Raw genomic sequence first — 21,137 nt, 5'->3', positions numbered from 1 at the left:
GCCCCCGCTCAAACGGCGGCCGGCCGCCTGGCCGGCGCGCGACGCCAGCGGCTGAGCCGGCGGTGCCGGCCGGTGGACGCGCCTCGGAAGCGCCGGTGGCCGGCCGCCTCGAGGATCAACTCGGCGACGTGCTGGCGGTGCAGTTCGAGCTGGATGTACGGGTCGTTGTAGGGAAACATCGTGATCGCCTTCCGAAGGGTCGTTTCGCTGTTGTCCTCGACTCTTCGCGCGAAGGCACCCCCGGCACATGGGGCAGCTGCCTCATTTCCGCACCGCCGGCCTCCTTACCCCCGGTGCCCGCCACACGTAAGGCCTCACGACAGCACTACACTTACGGGTTATGGCAAAACCCCAGGAGAAGGTGTCGTTCCGCGAGCGTCTGAAGCAGATCGGACAGGTGTTCGCGTTCACGGCAAAGCAGGACAAGTGGTTCGTGCCGCTGCTGGTCGCGGCCGTACTACTCCCGCTTTCCCTGACCGTCCTCGTGGTTCTGCTGACGGGCGGCTGGTTCTGGCTCCCGGTCGGCATCATGCTGACCCTGCTGGCCGCCGTGATCGTGCTCAACCTGCGATCCAACGCCGCGATGATGAACGCGGCCGAGGGGCAGCCCGGCGCGGCCGCCTCGCTGATCGAGAACATGCGCGGTGACTGGCGGGTCCGTCCCGCGGCGGCCTCGACCACCCAGTTCGACATGGTGCACGTGGTGCTGGGCCGGCCCGGCGTGATCCTGCTGGCCGAGGGCAACCCGCAACGCGTACGTGGTCTGCTCGGTCAGGAAAAAAAGCGGCTCGCCAAGGTGATCGGCAACGCACCGCTCTACGACTACGTGATCGGCACCGAGGAGGGACAGCTCGCCATCCGCAAGCTGCGCTCCACGCTGATGCGGCTGCCCCGCAACCTGACCGGCAAGGACGTGAACTCGCTGGACAAGCGGCTCGGCGCGCTGATGGCCCGGCCGCAGATGCCGAAGGGCGCGATCCCCAAGAACATGCGTCCGCCCAAGGGCCAGTTCCGGCAGCAGCGGCAGCGCTAATTCACCGCGATCACGACCGACCCGGCCGCCCGGTCGTGCAGGCCCCGACCGTCCCCATCGGAGATCATCGCGGGGATCACCAGGGCCAGCAGCAACGCGCGGACGAACGCCCGGGGAATGCCGACGGCACCACCGTCGGCGATGGCGAGGCAGCGGATCCGGAACAGCGCCTTGCCCAGGGTCTGTCCGAACAGGCCGACGAAGAACGCGTGGGCCAGCACGAAGATGCCCAGCTGCGGCCACGGGTTGGCGCTCAGGCTGTCGACCAGCAGGCTCGCCACCAGGGTGCAGATCAGCCAGTCGACCAGCAGCGCGCCGAACCGCCGGCCGAACGACGCGACCTGGTCGAGAGCCGGTGGCTGGGGCTTGCCGGTGGTCGCCATCCGGCCAGCGTAACCGGGGCTCTTTCGGCGACCGGGCGCGCCGGGGCGGGGTTCGCGGTAGCGTGCGAGTGATCGCGCTCTCTTCTCGGACTCCGTAACACGACGGAAACAATAGGGATACGCCTGGGCAACTCGGTGCCCATAGCGTCGCGACCAGCCAGCCAAGCGGCGGAAGCACGCCGCCCGGTATCGACATCATGCGCCAGGAGGACGTGTTGTTCGCCAATCCCGAGGAACTCCTGCGATACCTCAAGGACGAGGACGTCAAGTTCGTCGACGTACGTTTCTGTGACCTGCCCGGCGTTATGCAGCACTTCAACATGCCGGTCGAGTCGTTCGACGACAGTGTTGTCACCGACGGCCTCGCCTTCGACGGATCCTCGATCCGCGGGTTCCAGGCCATCCACGAGTCCGACATGATGCTGCTGCCGGACGTCACCACGGCCTTCGTGGACCCGTTCCGGATCCAGAAGACGCTGGCTCTGAACTTCTTCATCCACGACCCGTTCACCCGCGAGGCCTACTCGCGTGACCCGCGGAACGTGGCGAAGAAGGCCGAGACCTACCTGGCCTCCAGCGGCATCGCCGACACGGCGTACTTCGGTGCCGAGGCCGAGTTCTACATCTTCGACTCCATCCGGCACTCCACCGGCGCCAACGAGGCGTTCTACTACATCGACTCGATCGAGGGCGCCTGGAACTCCGGCAAGGAGGAGGAGGGCGGCAACCGCGGCTACAAGACCGCGTACAAGGGCGGCTACTTCCCGGTCGCGCCGGTGGACCACTACTCCGACCTGCGCGACGCCATGGTGCGCCGCCTGATCGACGTCGGCTTCACCGTCGAGCGCTCGCACCACGAGGTCGGTACCGCCGGCCAGGCCGAGATCAACTACAAGTTCTCGACCCTGCTGCACGCCGGCGACCAGATGCAGATGTTCAAGTACATCATCAAGAACACCGCCTGGGAGCACGGCAAGACCGTCACCTTCATGCCCAAGCCGCTGTTCGGTGACAACGGCTCCGGCATGCACACCCACCAGAGCCTCTGGCTGGGCGGCGAGCCGCTGTTCTACGACGAGACCGGCTACGCCGGACTGTCCGACACGGCCCGCTGGTACATCGGCGGCCTGCTGCACCACGCGCCCAGCCTGCTGGCGTTCACCAACCCGACGGTCAACTCGTACCGGCGCCTGGTGCCCGGCTTCGAGGCCCCGGTCAACCTGGTCTACTCGCAGCGGAACCGCTCCGCCTGCACCCGTATCCCGGTGACCGGCAGCAACCCGAAGGCCAAGCGCGTCGAGTTCCGCGTGCCGGACCCGTCGTCCAACCCGTACCTGTCCTTCTCGGCCCAGATGATGGCCGGCCTGGACGGCATCAAGAACAAGATCGAGCCGCCGGCCCCGATCGACAAGGACCTGTACGACCTGCCGCCGGAGGAGTGGGGCAGCGTCAAGCAGGTGCCGGGCTCGCTCGACGCGGTGCTGAACTCGCTGGAGAACGACCACGAGTTCCTGACCGCCGGCGGCGTCTTCACCGACGACCTGATCTCCACGTGGATCGACTGGAAGCGCGCCAACGAGATCGACCCGGTCCGCCTCCGCCCGACCCCGCACGAGTTCGAGATGTACTACAACGTCTGATCCGAGGTAAGGAGAACGGCGGTCACGCTCAGCGTGGCCGCCGTTTCTCGTTCCGGTGCGGGCTAGAGGGCTTAAGCGCCTTGCCCCAGACCTCGCCTCCGCCGTCACCACGCCGGGCGAATAGTCGGCGGCGCCGACGACCGCAATACCGGCGACCAGCGCAAAGGAAACAACGCTGACACGGCGCTGACATGCCGTGTCAGCGCCGGTCAGCGCGAGGGCACCGGGCCCGGTTTGCCGATCGGCTCCGGTGCCGCGTCGCCGGTGTCCGCCCGTTCCCGGCGCAGCCAGCGGACCGCGCGGACGGCCACCCACACGACCAGGGCGGTCATCACGAACGACAGCGGCACCTGCAGGTAGCGGAACGAGCCGTCCCCGGAGGGCAGGATGGTGAACATCGAGAGCACCACGGTGCCGGCGAACCAGCGGGCGGGCACCGTGGTCACCGCCAGCAGCACGGCCGGCCAGGTCAGATACCAGGGCTGGGTGATCGGCGCCAGGAAGATCACCGCGAGGCAGGCCAGCGCCGCACCGTAGAACGGACTCTCCCGGCGGGTCCGCCAGACGATCGCCACCAGGGCGACGGCCAGCAGGATCAGCGCCACGACCCGGGCCGCCGGCACGGCATCCCACTGCAGGCCGAACCACTTCCCGATCGCGTTCACGGTGATGCCGGCCCCGGTCATCGGGGACGTCCAGTTCACCGCCTTGTTGGCTCCGGAGAGCGCGGTGACCCAGCCCATGCCGAGGCCCGAGGCGTACGAGAGGAGCACCAGCGTGCCCAGCGCCGACGCCAGCACCGCTCCACCGCGCCGGAAGATCAGGGCCAGCGCCGCGGGCTCCGGCAGGCCCATGGCCCGCCACCGCCCGCCGGGTGAGCCGGTCGGCGGGAACAGGGCCGGCCCGCCCGCGGCCAGCAACGCCCCGAACGGCAGGATCACACCGAGCGTGGGCTTGACCGCGGCGGCCAGCCCGAGCAGCGAACCGCCGGCGACCAGCGCACCGGCGCGCACCGACCGGCCGGCGAGCAGCGCCATCCCGGCCACGAGCAACGCCATCGTCGTGGCGTCGTTGTGGCCACCGCCGACGAGATGAACTGACACCAGCGGGCTGGCCAGCACCAGCCACATGGCCCGGTCGACCGGCGCGCCGGCCCGGCGAGCCAGCACCGGCAGCACCGCCGCGAGCAGGACCAGCGAGACCACGGCCAGCGCACGGAAGACGGCCAGCGCGAGGAACTGCGAACCCGGCGCCACGGCCAGGCCCGCGAAGACCACGAACACCGGCCCGTACGGCGTCGGGGTGTCCCGCCAGATCACCGACATCGAGTCGAGCCACGGGCACGGCTGCGAGGACACCCCCTGCAGGTACGGGTTGCCGCCGGAGGCGTAGAGCGTGCCCTGACAGGCGTACGCGTACAGGTCGCGGCTGCCGAGCGGCAGGGTGACCAGCATCGGCAGGCACCACAGCGCGGCGGTGACGACGATCCAGCGCACGCTGAGCGCTCCGCGACCGGTCAGCCGGATCCCGTACCACCAGGCCACGCACAGCGCCGCCAGGCCGACCGTCCAGAGCGAGAGCGCCAGCGGGCCGTACGGGCTCTGCAGCACGCTGGTCAGCGAAAGGTGCCGGACCAGTTCCGGGCCGGCGCCGTGGAACAGGCCGGCGACGGCGCAGCAGACCGAGCCGAACAGGCCGAGATAACGCAAAACCGACGGCCGCGACAACACGCTTTCAGTCACCGGCTGCTCCACTTGATCCGCGCACCCCAACGACGATATCTCCCGCGCGCCGGTGGTCGCCCGGGCGGTGCCCGGTACTGTCTGGCGGGTGTTCGCTCGGCACCGGTTGGAGTGGGTCACCGCCGTGGTCGCGGCGGTTCCCGGTGTCGCCTACCTGCTCCTGCCCGCGCTCGGCTCGGATCTGTCCGCCCAGGTGGCGCGGGCCGACTTCTTCGCGGCGCACGGCTACACGCCGGTCGACCTGCGGTGGTACGCGGGCGTCAACCAACTCGGCTACAGCCTGCTGTCGCAGCCCGTGATGGCCCTGCTGGGCGTGCGGATGACCGGCGCGCTCGCCCTGGTAGCGGCCGCGGTGCTGCTCGCGGTCCTGTTCCGCCGCACCGGCGCGCCCCGGCCCGGCCTCGGTGTCCTGGTGGGCACGGCATGCATCGCCGGCAACCTGGTGAGCGGCCGGATCACGTACGGCCTAGGGGTGGCCCTGGGTCTCGCCGCCCTGGTCGCCCTGACCAGCGCGACCAGGCAGTGGCTCGCGGCGGTGTTCGCCCTGCTGGCGGCCGCGACGAGCCCGGTGGTGGCGCTGTTCCTGGGGCTGGCCGGGGTGGCGCTGCTGCTGTCCCGCCGGGTCCGGCCGGGGCTGCTGATCGCGGTGCCGGCCGCGGTGCCGTTGCTGGCGGCGGCGCTGCTGTTCGGCGACGGCGGCTGGATGAACATCAGCCGCACCGACACGATCCGCGCGGTGGTGGCGAGCCTCGCGGTGGCGGCCCTGGTCCCGCTGCGCGCGGTCCGCATCGGCGGGGTGCTGTCGGCGCTGGGCGTGCTGGCCGCCGCCCTGGTGCACACCCCGGTGGGCCTGAACGCCACCCGCCTGTCGGTGATGTTCACTCTTCCGGTGCTGGCCGCTTACGCAACGCTTCCCCGCCTGCACGCCCGGATGCCGCTCTGGGCGGTGGGGGTGCTGCTTGCCGCCGCCTGCTGGTGGCAGCCGCCCGTGGTGACCGGCGACCTCCGCGACCTCGGCAATCCCAGCGCCGACCCCGCCTACTTCGCGCCGCTGCGGGCCCGCCTCGCCCAGGAACAGCTCACCGGCCGCGTCGAGATCCCGCCGACCCGCGACTACTGGGAAGCCGCCCGCCTCGGCGATCTCCCGCTCGCCAGGGGCTGGCTGCGGCAGGCCGACATCGACCGCAACCCGCTGTTCTTCACCGCCATCCCCGGCGCGCGCGGCACCGGCGTACCCCTCAATGCCGACACCTACCGTGACTGGCTCGCCCAGCTTGCCGTGCAGTTCGTGGCGGTGCCCGACGCCGAGCTCACCTGGTCGGGCCGTCCCGAGGCAGCCCTGGTCACCGGCGGTCTCCCCTACCTCACCGAGGTCTGGCGCGACCCGCACTGGCGCCTCTACCGGGTCGCCGGCCACCAGCCGGTCGTCGCGGCGCCGCTGGTCGCCGTCACCGCGGCTGCCATCACCTTCGACGCGCCCGCGGCGGGTGACGTGCCGGTCCGGGTGCGCTACTCCCGCTGGCTGCGCGCGGACGGCGGCGCGACCGTCGAACCCGACGGCGACTGGACGACGGTGCGGGTCCCGGCACCGGGCCGATACACGCTGAGCAGCTGACTCGGGGCAGCGCGATCAGGAGTCCATGACGCGTTCCATGGCGGCCCGGGAGCGGCGGGTCAGCCGCAGGTAGCGGTCGACGAACTCGCCCGGGTCGCCGCCGCCCAGCAGTTGCACGGTGCCGGCCAGTTCGACGCCGTGCCGCGGCAACTGGTCGGTGGGACGGCCGCGCACCAGGGTGAGCGCGTTGCGCACCTGGGCCGCCAGGGTCCAGCCCTCGGTCATCGCGGCCGCGTCCGCCCGGTCGACCAGACCGCCCTCCGTCTCCGCGACGAGCGCCTCGATCGTGCGGGTCTTGCGCAGGTCCGGCAGCGCGTACGCGTGCCGCAACTGCATCAGCTGCACCGCCCACTCGACGTCGGCCAGACCGCCGCGGCCGAGCTTGGTGTGCGTGTTCGGGTCGGCGCCGCGGGGCATCCGCTCGGTCTCGACCCGGGCCTTGATCCGGCGGATCTCGACCACCTGGTCGCGGGTCAGCCCGCCGTCGGGGTACCGCATCGTGTCGGCCAGCGCCTCGAACTCCCGGCCCAGCGAGTCGTCGCCGCTGACGAAGCGGGCCCGCAGCAGCGCCTGCGCCTCCCACACCTTCGACCAGCGGGCGTAGTACTGCTGGTAGGCCGCCAGGCTGCGGACCAGCGGACCCTGCCGGCCCTCGGGTCGCAGGTCGGCGTCGATGCCGAGTGGCGGGTCGGGGGCCGGCGCGGTCAGCACCCGGCGCAGTTCCTCGGCGATCGCGTGCGCCGCGGCGCTGGTCTCCCGCTCCGGCGCACCCTCCGGCGCGTCGTAGACGAACAGCACATCGGCGTCCGACGGGTAGCTCATCTCGTACCCGCCCAGGCGGCCCATCCCGATGATCGCGAAGCGCAGGCCGGCCGGTGCGGTGCGCGAGCGGCGGGCCACCTGCAGGGCCGCGTTCAGGGTGGCGTCGGTGACGTCGGACAGCGCGATGCCGAGCGCGTTGACGTCCAGCGGCTGGGCCGGTGCCAGGCTGCCGGCCCGGCTCAGGATGTCGGCGCAGGCCAGCCGGAACAATTCGCGGCGGCGCAGCGCGCGGACCGCGGTGATGGCCTTGACCGGGTCGTCCGCGTGGCGTTCGGCCGCGGCCGCGAACCCGTCGATCAGCGATTCCCGGCTGCGCGGCACCAGTTCGGCGTCCTCGGCCAGCAGCCGCAACGCCTCCGGGTCGCGGGTGAGCAGGTCGGTCGCGTACCGGGACAGGCTCAGCACCCGGGCCAGCCGGCGGGCCACCGGGCCGCCGTCGCGCAGCAACCGCAGATACCACGGCGTGCTGCCCAGCTTGTCGGACACGTGCCGGTAATTGAGCAGGCCGCGGTCCGGTTCGGGGGCGTCGGCGAACTCCTGGAGCAGCATCGGCAGCAGGGTGCGCTGGATGGCCGCCGTGCGGGTCACCCCGCCGGTCAGCGCCTGCAGGTGGCGGACCGCGCCGGTGGGGTCGGCGAAACCGAGGATCTCGAGGCGCTTGCCGGCCGACTCGGCGGTCATCCGCAACGCCTCGGACGGCACCCGGGCCACCGCCTCGAGCAGCGGCTGGTAGAGCAGCTTGACGTGCAGCCGGCGGACCTGCGCGGCGTGACCCACCCAGTCGGACCGGAACGCCTCGACCGCGTCCCGGCCGGGCAACGCCGTGTAGCCGAGCGCGGCGGCCAGCCAGCGCACCGCCGCCGGATCGTCCGGCACGGTGTGCGTACGCTTCAAATTCTGCAGTTGCAGCCGGTGCTCGACGCCACGCAGGAAGCGGTAGCCACGCAGCAGCGTCTCGCCGTCCTGCCGGCCCACATACCCGCCCGCCACCAGCGCCCGCAGCGCCGGCAGCGTGCCACCGCTGCGCAGCGTCTCGTCGATCCGGCCGTGCACGAGCTGGAGCAACTGCACCGCGAACTCGATGTCGCGCAGGCCGCCCGGCCCCTTCTTGATCTCGCGGTCGAGCTGGTTGGCCGGCACGTTGTCGATGATTTTGCGGCGCATGTCGCGGACGTCGGCGACCGCCTCGGGCCGCTCGGCCGCGTGCCAGATCAGCGGCGCCAGGTCGGCCAGCCACTCCTGGGCCAGGGCCTCGTCGCCGGCCGCCGGGCGTGCCTTGAGCAGCGCCTGGAACTCCCAGGTGCGGGCCCACTTGCGGTAGTAGGCCTGGTGGCTGGCGAGGGTGCGGACCAGCGGCCCGCGGCTGCCCTCGGGGCGCAGCGCCGCGTCCACCGGCCAGGCCACCTGCCCGCAGATCTCGATGAGCCGGGCCGCCACCGTGGTGCCGGCGCTCAGGTCCTCATCGGTGGCCGCCACGAAGATGACGTCCACATCGGACACGTAGTTCAGCTCGTTGCCACCGCACTTGCCCATCGCGACCACCGCCAGCCGCGGTTCGGTCACGCCTGCCGGCAGGCCGGCCACGGCGATGCCGTACGCGGCACCGAGCGTCTCGTCGGCCAGCCGGGACAGCGCCGCCATGGTCGGCTCCAGCCCGCGCCCGCCGGTGAGGTCGGCCGCCACGATGCGCAGCAGGGCGATCCGATATTGCCGGCGCAGCACCGGCACGGTGAGCTCGTCCTCGACCTCCAGGTGCCCCTCGGCGTTCGGCGGCAGGCCGGTCTTGCCGGTGGCCAGCACCTGCCAGTCGTCCGGGTTGGCCACCAGGTGGTCGCCGAGTGCCGAGGACGCGCCGAGCACCGCGACCAGCCGTCGGCGGAGCCCGTGATCGCGGTAGAGGGCGCCGATCACCGCCTCGGTCGCCTCGTTGGGGCTGATCTCGCCGGCCGGCCCGGTGACCTTGCGGCCGTTGCCCCGGTCGGCGGCCCGGCCGGCCGCGTCGACCAGCCGGTGCAGCTGGCGCAGCGCCAGGTTGGGGTCGGCGGCCCGGGACAGCGAATGGATCAGCTCGGCCGCGTCGGTGCCGGTGGGCGCGTGCGACTCGACGTCCCACAGCCGCAGCCCGGTGGGACCGAGCAGATCGGCCGCCCGGTCACCGTTGTCGGCGAAGCCGTACCGGGCCAGCCGGCTGGGCCGTGTCATTACTGGCCCAGCAGGGGCAGCGTCGACCCGGTGCCGGCGGCCGGTATGTCGGCGTCCGGCAGGGTGCCCAGCGCGAGCGACGCGAACCGGGCCGCGAACGGCTGCCACACCTCCTCGACGTCCGGCAGCACCTCGGCGATCGCATAGACCACGGCCTCCGGGTCGTAGCCCAGCTCGTCGAGCGAGGCCCGGTCGTCGACGGCCCACCGCTCGATCATCGCGATGTCGCACTCGATGTGGAACTGGACGCCCCAGGCCCGGTCGCCGAGCCGGAACGCCTGGTGCGGGTACCGGCTGGAGGCGGCCAGCAGCACGGCCTTGAGCGGCAACTCGGTGATCTCGTCGCGGTGCCACTGGATCACGTCGGGCAGCAGCGGCACCCACTTGAACAGCGGGTCGGTGTCGGCCGCGTCGCGCTTGCCGACCAGGCCCGGGCCGATCTCGGGGCCCGAGGTGCTGCGTTCGACCAGGCCGCCGTGCGCCTGGGCGAGCAGCTGACCGCCGAGGCAGACGGCCAGGGTAGGCACCCGGTTGCGGACCGCCTTGCGCAGCAGCCCCTCCAGCTCCGGGAACCACGGCGCGCCCGGGGTGCCGTCGGCGGCCGAGTACGCATTCTGGTCGCCGCCCAGCACCACCAGCGCCAGGTGGTCGTCGAGCGTCGCCGGCAGCGGATCACCGGCGTACGGCCGCAGCACGGTGAGCTCGAGGCCGGCCTCGGTCAGCCACTCGCCCAGCCGGCGCAGGTCGTCGGACGGGTCGTTCTCGATGACAAGTGCGGTTCCCACTCCCCCGAGGCTAGTCGTAACCAGATCCGGAAACACCGACAGGAGGCTGTCGCCGCGGCCAGCGATGGTGGAACTCGCCGGCGACGGGCCGGCCCGGAACGAGGGAGCAGGACATGTCCGCAGTCAACGGCATCGGCTGGTTCGAGATCGGCACCAGCGAGCCCGAGGTGGCGCAGCGTTTCTACGGCGAGGTCTTCGGCTGGACGTTCGCCGACGACGGCGGTTACCGGATCGTCAGCACGCCGGACGAGGGCGGCCTGAACGGCGGCATCTTCAACACCGAGGGCAACGTGCCCAACTACGCGATCTTTACCGTGCTGGTCGACGACACCGCCGAGGCCTGCCGCCGGATCGAGGCGGCCGGCGGCAAGGTGCTGGTGCCGCCGCAGGGCGACCCGGAAGGTCTCAGTTATGCCCACGTGCTCGACCCGTCGGGCAACCATTTCGGCGTTTTTACGCAAGGCTGAGCTGGGCCAGCCCTTCGGGGATGTCGAGGTCGCCGGCCGCCAGCTCGCGCGGCGGCGGCACCTCGGCGGTCACCCCGACCGTGCCGATCCGGTCGGTGCGGAACGCCCGCACCGACTCGCGCAGGCGGCACCAGGCCACCAGGTACCAGTGGGTGGGGCTGCCCACGAACGCGAGCGGCTCGATCTCGCGCCGGCTGGCGGTGCCGGACCGGTTCGCGTACGAGATGCGCAGCACCCGGCCGGTCGACAGCGCATCGGCCACCACCCGCGGCATCTCGACGGCCGGCGCACCACCCACCAGATGGATGCGGGACGCCAGCGTGCGGGCCCGGGCCGCGTCGCCGGCATGCATGGCCGCCACCAGCTTGCGCAGCGCCGTGGCGGCCGGCGCGTGGAACGGGGTGCCGGCCAGCCGTCGCAACGCCAGCGCCATCGCCACCGCCTCGTCCGGCGTGAAGTTGACCGGCGGCAGCGTGTGCGCCCGGTCGAGGCAGTAACCGCCGGTGCGGCCCGTTTCGGCGTAGACCGGCGTGCCGGACTGTTGCAGCGCCGAGATGTCGCGCTCGACCGTACGGACGCTCACCTCGAACCGGTGGGCCAGCCAGCGTGCGCTGCGCGGCCGCGGCGCCACCGCGCGCAGTTCCTCGACCAGGGCGTAGAGGCGATCGGTACGGTTCACGGTCCGGATGTTAGGCCGGGGGTACGACACAATTAGGCTGCCGCCATGGCCGAGCCCCCGCCGCCCGCGATCCGGGTGTCCACCCTGGAGCTCTTCTTCGACCTGGTCTTCGTCTTCACGATCATCCAGTTGGCCGAGACGCTGGCCGACGACCTCAGCGCCGCCATGCTCGGCAACGTCCTGCTGATCCTGTTCGTGATCTGGTGGATGTACTCGGCCTACGCGTGGCTCACCAACGCGGTCGCGCCGAGCAGCACCACCCGCCGCACGCTGCTGCTCACCGGGATGGCCGGTTTCCTGGTGATGGCGCTCGCGATCCCCGGGGCGTTCGGCGAGTACGGCTGGCTGTTCGGGGTCAGCTACCTGATGGTCACCCTGGTGCACGCGGTGCTGTTCCGCACCGCCGGGCCGGGCGCCCGCGACCTGATGAGGGTGTTCGCCCCGCTGAACATCCTGGCCGCGCTGCTGGTGCTGGCCGGCGGCCTGGTGCCGGACCCGTGGCGGTACCTGTTCTGGGTGGCCGCGCCGCTGGTCCAGATCGTCGCCGGCTACCTGCACCGGATCAACCTGCACACGATCTCGGCCGGGCACTTCGCCGAGCGCCACGGCCTCGTCGTGATCGTCGCGATCGGCGAGTCGATCCTGGCGATCGGCACGGGCTTCCACGGCGTGCCCCTGGGCCTCGGCGAGATCCTCACCGCGGTGCTCGCGCTCTGTGTCGCGTACTACTTCTGGTGGTACTACTTCGCCGGTGACGACCGCCGCGCCGAGCAGGTGCTGGCCGGGGTCACCGAGCCGGGCCGGCGGGCCCGGCTGGCGCTGGAGGCGTGGGGATTCGCGCACTACCCGATCCTGCTCGGCGTGGTGATCGCCGCGGTTGGCATCAAGAAGACCGTCGGGCACGCGTACGAGCCGCTGCACTGGGACGCCGCCCTGGCCCTCGGCGGCGGGGTGGCCGTCTATCTGCTCGGGCACGCCGCCTTCCTGCGCCGGCTCGGGCTGCGCGGCGTACGCCATCGGCTGGCCGCGACCGCCCTGGTGCTGGCGACCGTGCCGCTCGGGCACGTGGTCGCGATCGCCCAACTGGCCGTCGTGGTCGTCATCCTGGTGGTCGTCGCCATCGGCGAGAACCTCCCGGAGATCCGCCGCACCCACTCCACGGACTTCACCGACTTCGGCCGCAACGGCACGTAACAGGCACGTTTGTGGTCCGGCCGGACCAGGTCCGGCCGGACAGGTGTGCTGGGTGGCGCTACCGCGCGGAACCGCCACCCGGTTCTGCGATTGGTCAGGCGATACAGGCACAGACGATGAGCGCGGCACCGAAATGGGACGCCGCGCTCACCATCGCGCCGCCGTGCCGCTCCGGGGTGCAGATGACGTCGCCCAGCTTGCCCGGGGTCATCCAGTCCAGCACCAGGAAAGCCAGGCCCATCACGCCGATGCCCACCAGGCCGAAGACGACCGTGGAGGCCAGGCCCTGGCCGAAGCTCTCGTAGCTCGTGAAGATCGCGGTGAACACGATCAGCGCGATGCCCAGTTGGTTGGCCGCCAGCAGCAGCGCGGCGTTGTGGTTGCGTTCGGCCCAGATCAGGTCGCGCAGCTTGCCGGGCGTCAACACATCGACCAAAACATATCCGAGGGCCATCAGGCCGATGCCCACCAGGCCGAATACGATGCTCCGGCCGGCGCCCTCGAGCAGATCTTGCAGCACGGTCTCTCCTTCACACAGCGTCAGGAGAGACCGTACAAGAACGGATCTACGTTTCTACAGAGCGCCGAGATAACGTTGCCGCTCGTACGGCGTGACCTCGCGCCGGTATTGCTCCCATTCGGCGCGCTTGTTCCGCAGGAAGAAGTCGAAGACGTGCTCGCCGAGCACCTCGGCGACCAGCTCGGACTTGCTCATCACGTCGATGGCCTCGGACAGGTTCTCGGGCAGCGCGTCGTACCCCATGGCCTTGCGCTCGGCCGGGGACAGCGACCACACGTCGTCCTCGGCACCGGGGGGCAACTCGTACCCCTCTTCGATGCCCTTGAGGCCGGCCCCGAGCATGACGGCGAAGGCCAGGTAGGGGTTGGTCGCCGAGTCGATCGAGCGGACCTCGACCCGGGCCGAATTCGGCTTGCCGAACGCCGGTACCCGGACCAGCGCCGAGCGGTTGAGGTGGCCCCAGCTCACGAACGCCGGCGACTCGGTGATCGCGTTGGGCAGTTGCAGCGGGAAGAGGCGCTTGTACGAGTTGACCCACTGGTTGGTGACCGCCGTGTACTCCCGGGCGTGCACCAGCAGGCCGGCGATGAACGCGCGGGCGGTCTTGGACAGCTTCATCGGGTCGTCGCCGTCGTAGAACGCGTTGCGCTCGCCCTCGAACAGCGACAGGTGCGTGTGCATGCCGCTGCCCGGCTGGTCGGTGTACGGCTTGGGCATGAAGGTGGAGCGGACCCCCTGGGAGAGCGCCACCTCCTTGACCACGTGCCGGAAGGTCATGATGTTGTCGGCCGTGGTGAGCGCGTCCGCGTAGCGTAGGTCGATCTCCTGCTGGCCGGGCGCGACCTCGTGGTGGCTGAACTCGACCGAGATGCCGATCCGCTCCAGGGCCAACACCGCCTGCCGGCGGAAGTCGCGGGCCACCGCGTGCGTGGTGTGGTCGAAGTAGCCGCCGGTGTCCACCGGCACCGGCACCGAGCCGTCCAGCGGCCCGTCCTGGACCAGGAAGAACTCGACCTCGGGGTGGGTGTAGAAGGTGAAGCCCTTCTCGGCGGCCCTGGCCAGCGAGCGGCGCAGCACGTGCCGCGGGTCGGCCCAGGCGGCGCTGCCGTCGGGCAGCAGGATGTCGCAGAACATCCGGGCGCTCTCGCCGGAGACGCCACCCTCGAACGGGAAGACCTGGAACGTGGTCGGGTCGGGCATGGCGACCATGTCCGACTCGTACACCCGGGCGAAGCCCTCGATGGCCGAGCCGTCGATGCCGATGCCCTCCTCGAAGGCGGACTCCAGCTCGGCCGGGGCGACCGACACGCTCTTGAGGGTGCCCAGCACATCGGTGAACCAGAGCCGGACAAAACGGATGTCGCGCTCCTCGAGAGTGCGAAGCACGAACTCCTGCTGTCGGTCCACGTTCACCCCTAGTAGCCAGGCTCTGACGAGCCAGTCTTCCTCGCTGCCGTTACGCCGAGATTACGCTGACCGGCCCTGGTCGCGGCGCCCCGGGGGGCGGGATGAGAACCCGCCCCTTGGGGAAGAATAGGTGCCATGCCCACGCTTCGGATCGCCCTGGCCCAGGTGAACTCGACGGTCGGCGACATCGCCGGTAACGCGGCGGCGATCCGCCGCTGGTCCCGGGCCGCCGCCGACGCCGGCGCGCAGCTGATCGCCTTCCCCGAGATGATGCTGACCGGCTATCCGATCGAAGACCTGGTGTTCCGCAACTCGTTCATCGAGGCGTCCCGCGCCGGCCTGGCCACCCTGGCCCGTGACCTGCGGGCCGACGGCCTCGGCGACCTGGCCGTGGTGGTGGGTTACGTGGACGCCGACGGCCCGGCCGCGACCAGCGCCGAGGCCGCGCCGGGCCGGGGTCGCCGGGACTCGTCCGCGCTGCTGTTCGGTGGCGAGGTGGTGGCCCGCTATGACAAACACCACCTGCCCAACTACGGCGTCTTCGACGAGGACCGCTACTTCGAACCGGGCACCTCGCTGACCGTGGTCCGGTTCGCCGGGGTCGACATCGCGCTCACCGTCTGCGAGGACATCTGGCAGGCCGGCGGCCCGTTCACCGCGGCCCGCCGGGCCGGCGCCAGCATGGTGCTCAACATCAACGCCTCGCCGTACGAGCTCAACAAGGACGACGTACGGCTGCCGCTGGTCAAGCGCCGGGCCGCCGAGGCCGGCGCCACCGTGGTCTACGTGAACGCGGTCGGCGCCCAGGACGAGTTGGTCTTCGACGGCGACTCGATGATCGTCACGGCCGGCGGTGAACTGCTCAGCCGGGCCGGCCAGTTCACCGAGGAACTGCTGATCCACGACCTGTCGCTGCCGGCCGCCGACGCCGTGCCGAACCAGGCGGCCAAGACCGACGCCGAGCCGCTGCCGATCGTCGAGCAGTTCATCGACGACGAGATGGAGATCGTCCGGGTCGAGGTCCCGGCCGAGCCCCGGCCGGCCCACGGCGACAAGCACGACGGCGGCGTCGCCGAGCGGGTGGCCGACGCCGCCGAGGTCTGGTCGGCGCTGGTCCTGGGCCTGCGCGACTACGTCAACAAGAACGGCTTCCGCTCGGTGGTGCTGGGCCTGTCCGGCGGCATCGACTCGGCCGTGGTGGCCGCCATCGCGGTCGACGCGCTCGGCCCGGAGCGGGTCGTCGGCGTCTCGATGCCCAGCGGCTACTCCTCCGGTCACTCCCGGGACGACGCGGCCGACCTGGCCAAGCGCACCGGCCTGGATTACCGGGTGGAGCCGATCCAGCCGATGGTCGACTCGTTCCTGGCCAACATGTCGCTGTCCGGTCTCGCGGTGGAAAACCTCCAGGCCCGGGTGCGTGGCGTCATCCTGATGGCGCTGTCAAACCAGGAGGGCCACCTCGTGCTCACCACCGGCAACAAGAGTGAGCTCGCGGTCGGTTACTCCACCCTCTACGGCGACTCGGTGGGCGGCTTCAACCCGCTCAAGGACGTGCCCAAGACCATGGTGTGGCAGCTGGCCCGCTGGCGGAACACCCAGGGCGAGCCGCCCATCCCAGACAACTCGATCAGCAAGCCACCGAGCGCCGAGTTGCGTCCGAGCCAGCTCGACAGCGACTCACTGCCCGACTACGACCTGCTCGACCCGATCATCAAGGGGTACGTCGACCACGACCTCGGCCGGGACGACCTGGTCGCGGCCGGCAACGACCCGGCCCTGGTCGACCGAGTGCTGCGCATGGTCGACCTGGCCGAATACAAGCGACGCCAGTCCGCCCCCGGCCCCAAGATCTCCGGCAAGGCGTTCGGACGTGATCGTCGTCTCCCCATTACGAACAGGTTTCGCGAGGGTGGTGCCTTCAGGCCGGTTTAGGGCGGCGGCGGGGTGGTCGGATGGGGTGTGAGAACTTCCACTCGCCCCTGACCGCGCGCTTTCCCGGGTGCAAGCATTGCCGCATACCCGGGGACCGCAACCGCGCGGCCTCGAGGGAAGGAGTAGCACAATGTCGGACATTCCCACGCTGTACGGTGGCCCCGCCACCCGTCGCGTCCGCACCCGCGACCTCCTCGCCGCCAAGGTCCGCGGCGACCGCTGGCCGATGCTGACCTCCTACGACCAGTACACCGCGTCGATCTTCGACCAGTCCGGCATCCCGGTGCTGCTGGTCGGCGACTCGGCGGCCAACAACGTATTCGGCCACGAGACCACCCTGCCGATCACGGTCGACGAGTTGATCCCGCTGGTCCGCGCCGTGGTCCGGGCCACCAAGACCGCCCTGATCGTGGCCGACATGCCGTTCGGCAGCTACGAGGAGGGTCCCACCCAGGCGTTGCGCACCGCGGTCCGGTTCATGAAGGAGGGCGGCGCGCACGCGGTCAAGCTCGAGGGCGGCCGCCGCGTCGCCGCCCAGATCGAGGCGCTGACCGGCGCCGGCATCCCGGTGATGGCGCACATCGGCTTCACGCCGCAGAGCGAGCACGCCCTCGGCGGTTACCGCGTGCAGGGCCGCGAGAACGAGGGCGCCGAGGTGCTGGCCGACGCCCGCGCGGTGGCCGAGGCGGGCGCGTTCGCCGTGGTGCTCGAGATGGTGCCGGGCGAGGTGGCCAAGTCGATCACCAAGGAGCTGCCGATCCCCACGGTCGGCATCGGCGCCGGCCCCGACACCGACGCCCAAGTGCTGGTCTGGCAGGACATGGCCGGCCTGCGCACCGGCCGCACGCCGCGTTTCGTCAAGCAGTACGCCGACCTGGCCGGGGCGCTCTCGTCCGCGACGCAGCAGTTCGCCGCCGAGGTCCGTGGTGGTGAGTTCCCGGCCGCGGAGCACACATTTTAGAAAGTACGATGACACCGCCCGGTCCCGTGACGCACGCCCGGGCGGTGCCGTCCCGGCCCCTCTGCCGCGGCTGCCGGGCTGTCCTGCAACTAAAGCTCTAAAGCTCGAACTGCACCTTCCGCGCCGCCGGATCGGCCACCGTGAGCGTCACCTCGACGCGTTCCCCCAGCGGCAGTTCGCCGAGGCACCGGGCCCGCACCGCCGGCTCGTCCAGTGCCACGGTCCCACCGGCGGCCCGGTTCCGGCCCGGCTCATCCCGGTCGACGACCCCGGCCGCAAACCGCTCACCCACCCGCCCGTGCAACAGCACCGCCTCGGTGAGATCAATAGCCCCGCGCGTGGCCGCGCCCGCCAGCCGATCGGTGTCCGCCATGGTCTTGGGCAGCTGCGGCAACGCCTCCCGAACCCACTCCGGCACCGCCACCCCCGCCTGCAACGCCAGACAGACCTCGGTGGCAAACCGATCAGCCAGGCGCCGCAGCGGCGCCGTGACGTGCGCATAAGGCGCACCCACCCCACCGTGCCCGGTCTCCGCGGGCAGGGTGCCCTCGAACTGTGTGTAAGCCGCGCCGCGTAACAGATCGGCCGACTGGTCCAGGAACGCGGCGCCCCTCGGCGTGGCCGGATCCACGGCCGCCACCACCGCACCCACCGAGGCGCCGTCCGGCCAGGGAATGCCCAATGAGGCCGCTGCGGCCCGCAGCTTTTCCACCGCGTCCGGGCGGGGCGGCGGCATCGTGCGCAGCAGCCCGATCCCGCCCTCGATCATCATCGCCGCCGCCGCCATGCCGGTGAGCAGCGAGATCTGCGCGTTGTGCTCCTCCACCGGCAGCGGCGCCCGCAACACCAGCCGCCACCCGTCGCCGTGCCGTTCGACCTCCTGATCGGGCAGCGGCAGATTCACCGCACCGCGATCGGCCGCCCGGCGGGCCAGCAGCGCACCCAGTTCGGGCAGCAGCGCGTACGGCTCCCCGGCCGTCCCCGAATCCACCTCGTCCTGCACCGTGACGTAGGACAGTTTGGCCCGGCTGCGAATCCGCGCCCGCTCCAGCGACACCCCGGTGGTCTCGCCGTCGGCATCCAGGTCGATCGTCCACACCACGGCCGCCCGGTCGACGTCCGGGAACAGGCTGACCGCGTCCTCGCTGAGCACCGCGGGGTGCAGCGGGATCCGGCCGTCCGGCAGATAGATCGTCTGCCCGCGCACCCAGGTCTCGGCGGCGAGCGCACCGCCCGGCCGCACGTAGGCGGCGACATCGGCGATCGCGTACCGCACCCGGTATCCGCCGCCGTCCCGCCGGCTCAGGTGCAGGGCCTGGTCGAGGTCGCGCGAGGTGGCCGGGTCGATCGTCACGAACGGCACGTCGGTGCGGTCGGCGGGCGGCAGCGCGGTCTGCCGCACGGACTCCTCGGCCTCGGCCGCGGCCGACGCCGGGAACTCACCCGGTAATCCCAGTTCGCCGCGCAGCACCGAGAAATCGATCTGTGGCGCCCTAACCCGTTTGATCGGCACGGCTCATTCCTACCAGGCCGCGGAAACGACGGAGGGCCACGCCGACCGGCGTGGCCCTCCGTACGGGTGGTGCGTCAGCGCGCGCGCTTCGCGGCAACCTTGCGGGCCGCGGTGCCCCGGCTGCCGGTGTTGCCGGCCGCGGCCTTGCGGGCCGCCGCCGCGGTGGGCGCCTTGGCGACCTTGGCCTTGTTGGTGGCCGAGGTCTTCGCGGTCGGCGTGGCCTTGGCGACGTTGGCCGACTTGGCCGCCCGCCCCCGGGCCGCCGTCTGGGTGGCGCCGCTGCGGGCCGGCTTGTTGGCCGCCTTGCCCGCCATCGAGTCGGCCAGTGCCGTCTTCGCCGCGGTCAGCTTGCTGGCCGTCGCCTTGGCCGCGCTCGACTTGGTGGCCGGCGACTTGGTGCCCGGCGACTTGGTGCCCGGCGACTTGGTGCCCGGCGACTTGGTGGCCGGCTTCTTCGCCGTCGCCTTGGTGGCGACCTTCTTGGCGGTGGCCGCCGTCTTGGTCGCCGCCTTCTTCGCGGTCGTGGCGGCCTTCTGGGCGGTGGTCGCGGTCCTGGTCGCCGCCTTCCGGGCGGTGGCCGTACCGACCGGCTTGGCCGCCTTCTTGGCCGCCGCCGACTTCGCGCCGGTGCGCGCCGCCGACCCGGCCTTGGCCGCCGCACCGTCGACCGCCTTGGCCGCACGACCGGTGGCGCCGGCCTTTGCGGTCCGGGCCGCGCTGGTGTTCTGCGAGGCGACCTGGCTGGCCGCGTCGGCACCGGCCCGGGCCGACCGCGCCGTGGAACTCGACCGCGCGGTCCGCGCCGCGGTCGTGTTCTGCGCAGCGATCTTGGCAGCGCCCCGGGTGCTGGTCCGGGCCGCCGCCGCGTTCTGCCCGGCGACCTTGCTGGCCGCCTGGCTGCCGGCCTTGGTCGCGCGCGCCGTCGAACTGCCCTTCACGGTCCGGGCCGCGGTCGCGTTCTGCGCCGCGACCTTGGTGGCCGCGCCGCGGGCGGTGGTCCGGGTCGCCGTCTTGGTGGCGGGCGGCTTCTTGGCCGCGGTCCGCGCCGTGCTGCGGGTCGCACCCGTCTTGGCCGGCCCGGTGGCCTTCGCGACCGCGGCCTTCTTGGCAGCCGCGGTCCGGGCCGCCGCCGCCGCGGTCTTGGCCGCCGCCGCCGCGGTCTTGGCCGCCGTCGCCTTGGCCGCAGTCGTCTTGGTAGCCGTCGTCTTGGCCGCCGTCGTCTTCGTAGCCGGGGTCCGCGTCGTGGCCGCCTTACCGGTAGCCGCGTTGGTCACCCGCGTCGCCGTCTTCTTCGCGGCCGCGGTCTTCGACGCAGCCGCCGTCTTCGTGGCCGCAGTCCTGGTGGCCGCAGTCTTGGTGGCCGCCGTCTTGGTGGCCGCGGTCTTGGTGGCCGCCGTCTTGGTGGCCGCGGTCTTGGTGGCAGCCGCACTCTTGGTGGTGGCTCGCGCCGCCGCCGTCGTCTTGGTGGCCGCCGTCTTGGTGGCGGTGCGCGCCGCGGTCGCCGCCTTCTTCGCCGCCGCGGTTTTGGTCGCGGTGGTCTTCGCCGCCGCGGCCGCGCGGGTCGCCGCCGCCGTGCTCTTCGTCGCGGTCGACGCCGCCTTGGCCGCGGCCGCCCGGGCCAGCCCGGTCGCGGTGCGACTCGGCTTACGGGCCGCGGTCGCCTTCTTGTTCGCGTCGGTGATCACCGGCATGCCGCTCAGCGAACCGAGCACCGCCGACATGTCGTCCGACCGCCGGCTCCGGCGGGCCGGCTTGATACCCGCATCGGTCGGCACGTCGAGGGCCGGCTCGCGGGTCAGCGTGATGCTGTCGTCCATGTCCGCGGCCGGCGTCGGCTCCGGCGGAATCGTCGCCGTCGTCATGCCGGGAATCGGGTGGCTCATGGCCGCCGTGCGCCGCGGCGTGACGGGCCGGCGGGTCGTGCCGGACTTGGCCTTGGCAGCGGTCTTGGCAGCGGTCCTCGTGGAGGCGGCGGTGCGCGACGAGGCCGTGGCGCGAGTGCCGGCCGAGGCGGCGGGCTTCGCGGTGACCGGCTTGGCCGGCTTGGCCGCGGCGGCCGACGTCTTGCGGTTGGGCGTGCTGGGCTTGGGAACCGCGGGACGCGTGGTGGTCGTGGTGCGTACCACGGTCTTCTTGGTCGTGGAGCTCGCGGCGGCGACCTTCTTCGAAGGCTTGGCGGCGGGCGTACCGGACCGGGCCGACGATCTGGTCGTAGCCTTCTTGGCAGCGGCCATCAGGGTGT

Annotated in this window: 17 protein-coding genes; 7 read left to right on the top strand and 10 right to left on the bottom strand. The window is 71.8% G+C overall.

Annotation, left to right across the window (positions count from 1 at the left end; translation table 11 throughout):
- Positions 1 to 8: 8 nt before the first annotated feature.
- The gene (locus Ari01nite_RS21005) at positions 9 to 179 is read right to left on the bottom strand and encodes a hypothetical protein (RefSeq protein ID WP_203782986.1); all 171 of its coding nucleotides are present in this window, start codon (positions 177 to 179) and stop codon (positions 9 to 11) included.
- Between the two features lie 161 nt (positions 180 to 340).
- Here Ari01nite_RS21005 and Ari01nite_RS21000 point away from each other — a divergent pair, with 161 nt between their 5' ends.
- Positions 341 to 1,033: a DUF4191 domain-containing protein gene (locus tag Ari01nite_RS21000; protein ID WP_203782985.1), complete on the top strand. Its 693-nt coding sequence runs from the start codon at positions 341 to 343 to the stop codon at positions 1,031 to 1,033.
- On the opposite strand, the gene Ari01nite_RS20995 is transcribed toward Ari01nite_RS21000, so the two are convergent.
- Positions 1,030 to 1,416 carry an RDD family protein gene (locus Ari01nite_RS20995; protein ID WP_203782984.1) on the bottom strand — a complete coding sequence of 129 codons (387 nt, stop codon included), beginning with the start codon at positions 1,414 to 1,416 and terminating at the stop codon, positions 1,030 to 1,032. The two genes, Ari01nite_RS21000 and Ari01nite_RS20995, sit on opposite strands and share 4 nt — an antisense overlap.
- A 215-nt stretch (positions 1,417 to 1,631) precedes the next feature.
- Between Ari01nite_RS20995 and glnA the strand changes: the two genes are divergently transcribed.
- Positions 1,632 to 3,056 (top strand): type I glutamate--ammonia ligase, encoded by a 1,425-nt coding sequence (glnA, locus tag Ari01nite_RS20990; protein WP_203783223.1) that lies wholly within the window; start codon positions 1,632 to 1,634, stop codon positions 3,054 to 3,056.
- A gap of 209 nt (positions 3,057 to 3,265) precedes the next feature.
- Here the strand turns inward: glnA and mptB are convergent, their stop codons facing one another.
- Positions 3,266 to 4,810, bottom strand: coding sequence for a polyprenol phosphomannose-dependent alpha 1,6 mannosyltransferase MptB (mptB, locus tag Ari01nite_RS20985; protein WP_275410860.1), 1,545 nt, complete (start codon positions 4,808 to 4,810; stop codon positions 3,266 to 3,268).
- A gap of 76 nt (positions 4,811 to 4,886) precedes the next feature.
- Between mptB and Ari01nite_RS20980 the strand changes: the two genes are divergently transcribed.
- Positions 4,887 to 6,413 (top strand): hypothetical protein, encoded by a 1,527-nt coding sequence (locus tag Ari01nite_RS20980; protein ID WP_438872205.1) that lies wholly within the window; start codon positions 4,887 to 4,889, stop codon positions 6,411 to 6,413.
- 15 nt (positions 6,414 to 6,428) lie between these two features.
- Here the strand turns inward: Ari01nite_RS20980 and Ari01nite_RS20975 are convergent, their stop codons facing one another.
- Both Ari01nite_RS20975 and Ari01nite_RS20970 read right to left on the bottom strand, forming a co-directional pair.
- Positions 6,429 to 9,437: a bifunctional [glutamine synthetase] adenylyltransferase/[glutamine synthetase]-adenylyl-L-tyrosine phosphorylase gene (locus tag Ari01nite_RS20975; RefSeq protein ID WP_203782982.1), complete on the bottom strand. Its 3,009-nt coding sequence runs from the start codon at positions 9,435 to 9,437 to the stop codon at positions 6,429 to 6,431.
- The gene (locus Ari01nite_RS20970; protein ID WP_203782981.1) at positions 9,437 to 10,222 is read right to left on the bottom strand and encodes a type 1 glutamine amidotransferase; all 786 of its coding nucleotides are present in this window, start codon (positions 10,220 to 10,222) and stop codon (positions 9,437 to 9,439) included. Before Ari01nite_RS20970 ends, Ari01nite_RS20975 begins: the two co-directional genes overlap by 1 nt.
- Before the next feature lie 113 nt (positions 10,223 to 10,335).
- Here Ari01nite_RS20970 and Ari01nite_RS20965 point away from each other — a divergent pair, with 113 nt between their 5' ends.
- Entirely contained in the window at positions 10,336 to 10,689 is a 354-nt protein-coding gene (locus Ari01nite_RS20965) for a VOC family protein (RefSeq protein ID WP_203782980.1), read from the top strand.
- On the opposite strand, the gene Ari01nite_RS20960 is transcribed toward Ari01nite_RS20965, so the two are convergent.
- Entirely contained in the window at positions 10,676 to 11,368 is a 693-nt protein-coding gene (locus tag Ari01nite_RS20960) for a helix-turn-helix transcriptional regulator (RefSeq protein WP_203782979.1), read from the bottom strand. The genes Ari01nite_RS20965 and Ari01nite_RS20960 overlap by 14 nt on opposite strands.
- A gap of 45 nt (positions 11,369 to 11,413) precedes the next feature.
- Between Ari01nite_RS20960 and Ari01nite_RS20955 the strand changes: the two genes are divergently transcribed.
- Entirely contained in the window at positions 11,414 to 12,562 is a 1,149-nt protein-coding gene (locus Ari01nite_RS20955) for a low temperature requirement protein A (RefSeq protein WP_203782978.1), read from the top strand.
- A 94-nt stretch (positions 12,563 to 12,656) separates the two neighbouring features.
- On the opposite strand, the gene Ari01nite_RS20950 is transcribed toward Ari01nite_RS20955, so the two are convergent.
- Both Ari01nite_RS20950 and Ari01nite_RS20945 read right to left on the bottom strand, forming a co-directional pair.
- Complete coding sequence (locus Ari01nite_RS20950; protein WP_203782977.1) at positions 12,657 to 13,082, bottom strand: DUF350 domain-containing protein; 426 nt, start codon at positions 13,080 to 13,082, stop codon at positions 12,657 to 12,659.
- A 54-nt stretch (positions 13,083 to 13,136) separates the two neighbouring features.
- Positions 13,137 to 14,489 (bottom strand): glutamine synthetase family protein, encoded by a 1,353-nt coding sequence (locus tag Ari01nite_RS20945; protein WP_203782976.1) that lies wholly within the window; start codon positions 14,487 to 14,489, stop codon positions 13,137 to 13,139.
- Positions 14,490 to 14,624: 135 nt separating this feature from the next.
- Here Ari01nite_RS20945 and Ari01nite_RS20940 point away from each other — a divergent pair, with 135 nt between their 5' ends.
- Both Ari01nite_RS20940 and panB read left to right on the top strand, forming a co-directional pair.
- Positions 14,625 to 16,421 (top strand): NAD+ synthase, encoded by a 1,797-nt coding sequence (locus Ari01nite_RS20940; protein ID WP_203782975.1) that lies wholly within the window; start codon positions 14,625 to 14,627, stop codon positions 16,419 to 16,421.
- Positions 16,422 to 16,551: 130 nt separating this feature from the next.
- Entirely contained in the window at positions 16,552 to 17,382 is an 831-nt protein-coding gene (gene panB, locus Ari01nite_RS20935) for a 3-methyl-2-oxobutanoate hydroxymethyltransferase (protein WP_203782974.1), read from the top strand.
- A 97-nt stretch (positions 17,383 to 17,479) separates the two neighbouring features.
- Here panB and Ari01nite_RS20930 read toward each other — a convergent pair whose 3' ends face one another.
- Positions 17,480 to 18,895 (bottom strand): RNB domain-containing ribonuclease, encoded by a 1,416-nt coding sequence (locus Ari01nite_RS20930; protein WP_203782973.1) that lies wholly within the window; start codon positions 18,893 to 18,895, stop codon positions 17,480 to 17,482.
- A gap of 74 nt (positions 18,896 to 18,969) precedes the next feature.
- Positions 18,970 to 21,129 (bottom strand): hypothetical protein, encoded by a 2,160-nt coding sequence (locus Ari01nite_RS20925; RefSeq protein WP_203782972.1) that lies wholly within the window; start codon positions 21,127 to 21,129, stop codon positions 18,970 to 18,972.
- Positions 21,130 to 21,137: the final 8 nt, after the last annotated feature.

The organism is Paractinoplanes rishiriensis (genome assembly GCF_016862375.1).
In the GTDB taxonomy this organism is placed as follows: Bacteria; Actinomycetota; Actinomycetes; order Mycobacteriales; family Micromonosporaceae; genus Actinoplanes; species Actinoplanes rishiriensis.
This window is presented reverse-complemented; position numbering and strand designations above follow the sequence as displayed.

Excerpts from the sequence above, each read along its gene's own strand:
- Ari01nite_RS21005 (WP_203782986.1), bottom strand. The coding sequence starts at position 179 with ATGTTTCCCTACAACGACCCGTACATCCAGCTCGAACTGCACCGCCAG.
- Ari01nite_RS21000 (WP_203782985.1), top strand. The coding sequence starts at position 341 with ATGGCAAAACCCCAGGAGAAGGTGTCGTTCCGCGAGCGTCTGAAGCAG.
- Ari01nite_RS20995 (WP_203782984.1), bottom strand. The coding sequence starts at position 1,416 with ATGGCGACCACCGGCAAGCCCCAGCCACCGGCTCTCGACCAGGTCGCG.
- Ari01nite_RS20975 (WP_203782982.1), bottom strand. The coding sequence starts at position 9,437 with ATGACACGGCCCAGCCGGCTGGCCCGGTACGGCTTCGCCGACAACGGT.
- Ari01nite_RS20965 (WP_203782980.1), top strand. The coding sequence starts at position 10,336 with ATGTCCGCAGTCAACGGCATCGGCTGGTTCGAGATCGGCACCAGCGAG.
- Ari01nite_RS20955 (WP_203782978.1), top strand. The coding sequence starts at position 11,414 with ATGGCCGAGCCCCCGCCGCCCGCGATCCGGGTGTCCACCCTGGAGCTC.
- Ari01nite_RS20940 (WP_203782975.1), top strand. The coding sequence starts at position 14,625 with ATGCCCACGCTTCGGATCGCCCTGGCCCAGGTGAACTCGACGGTCGGC.
- panB (WP_203782974.1), top strand. The coding sequence starts at position 16,552 with ATGTCGGACATTCCCACGCTGTACGGTGGCCCCGCCACCCGTCGCGTC.
- Ari01nite_RS20925 (WP_203782972.1), bottom strand. The coding sequence starts at position 21,129 with ATGGCCGCTGCCAAGAAGGCTACGACCAGATCGTCGGCCCGGTCCGGT.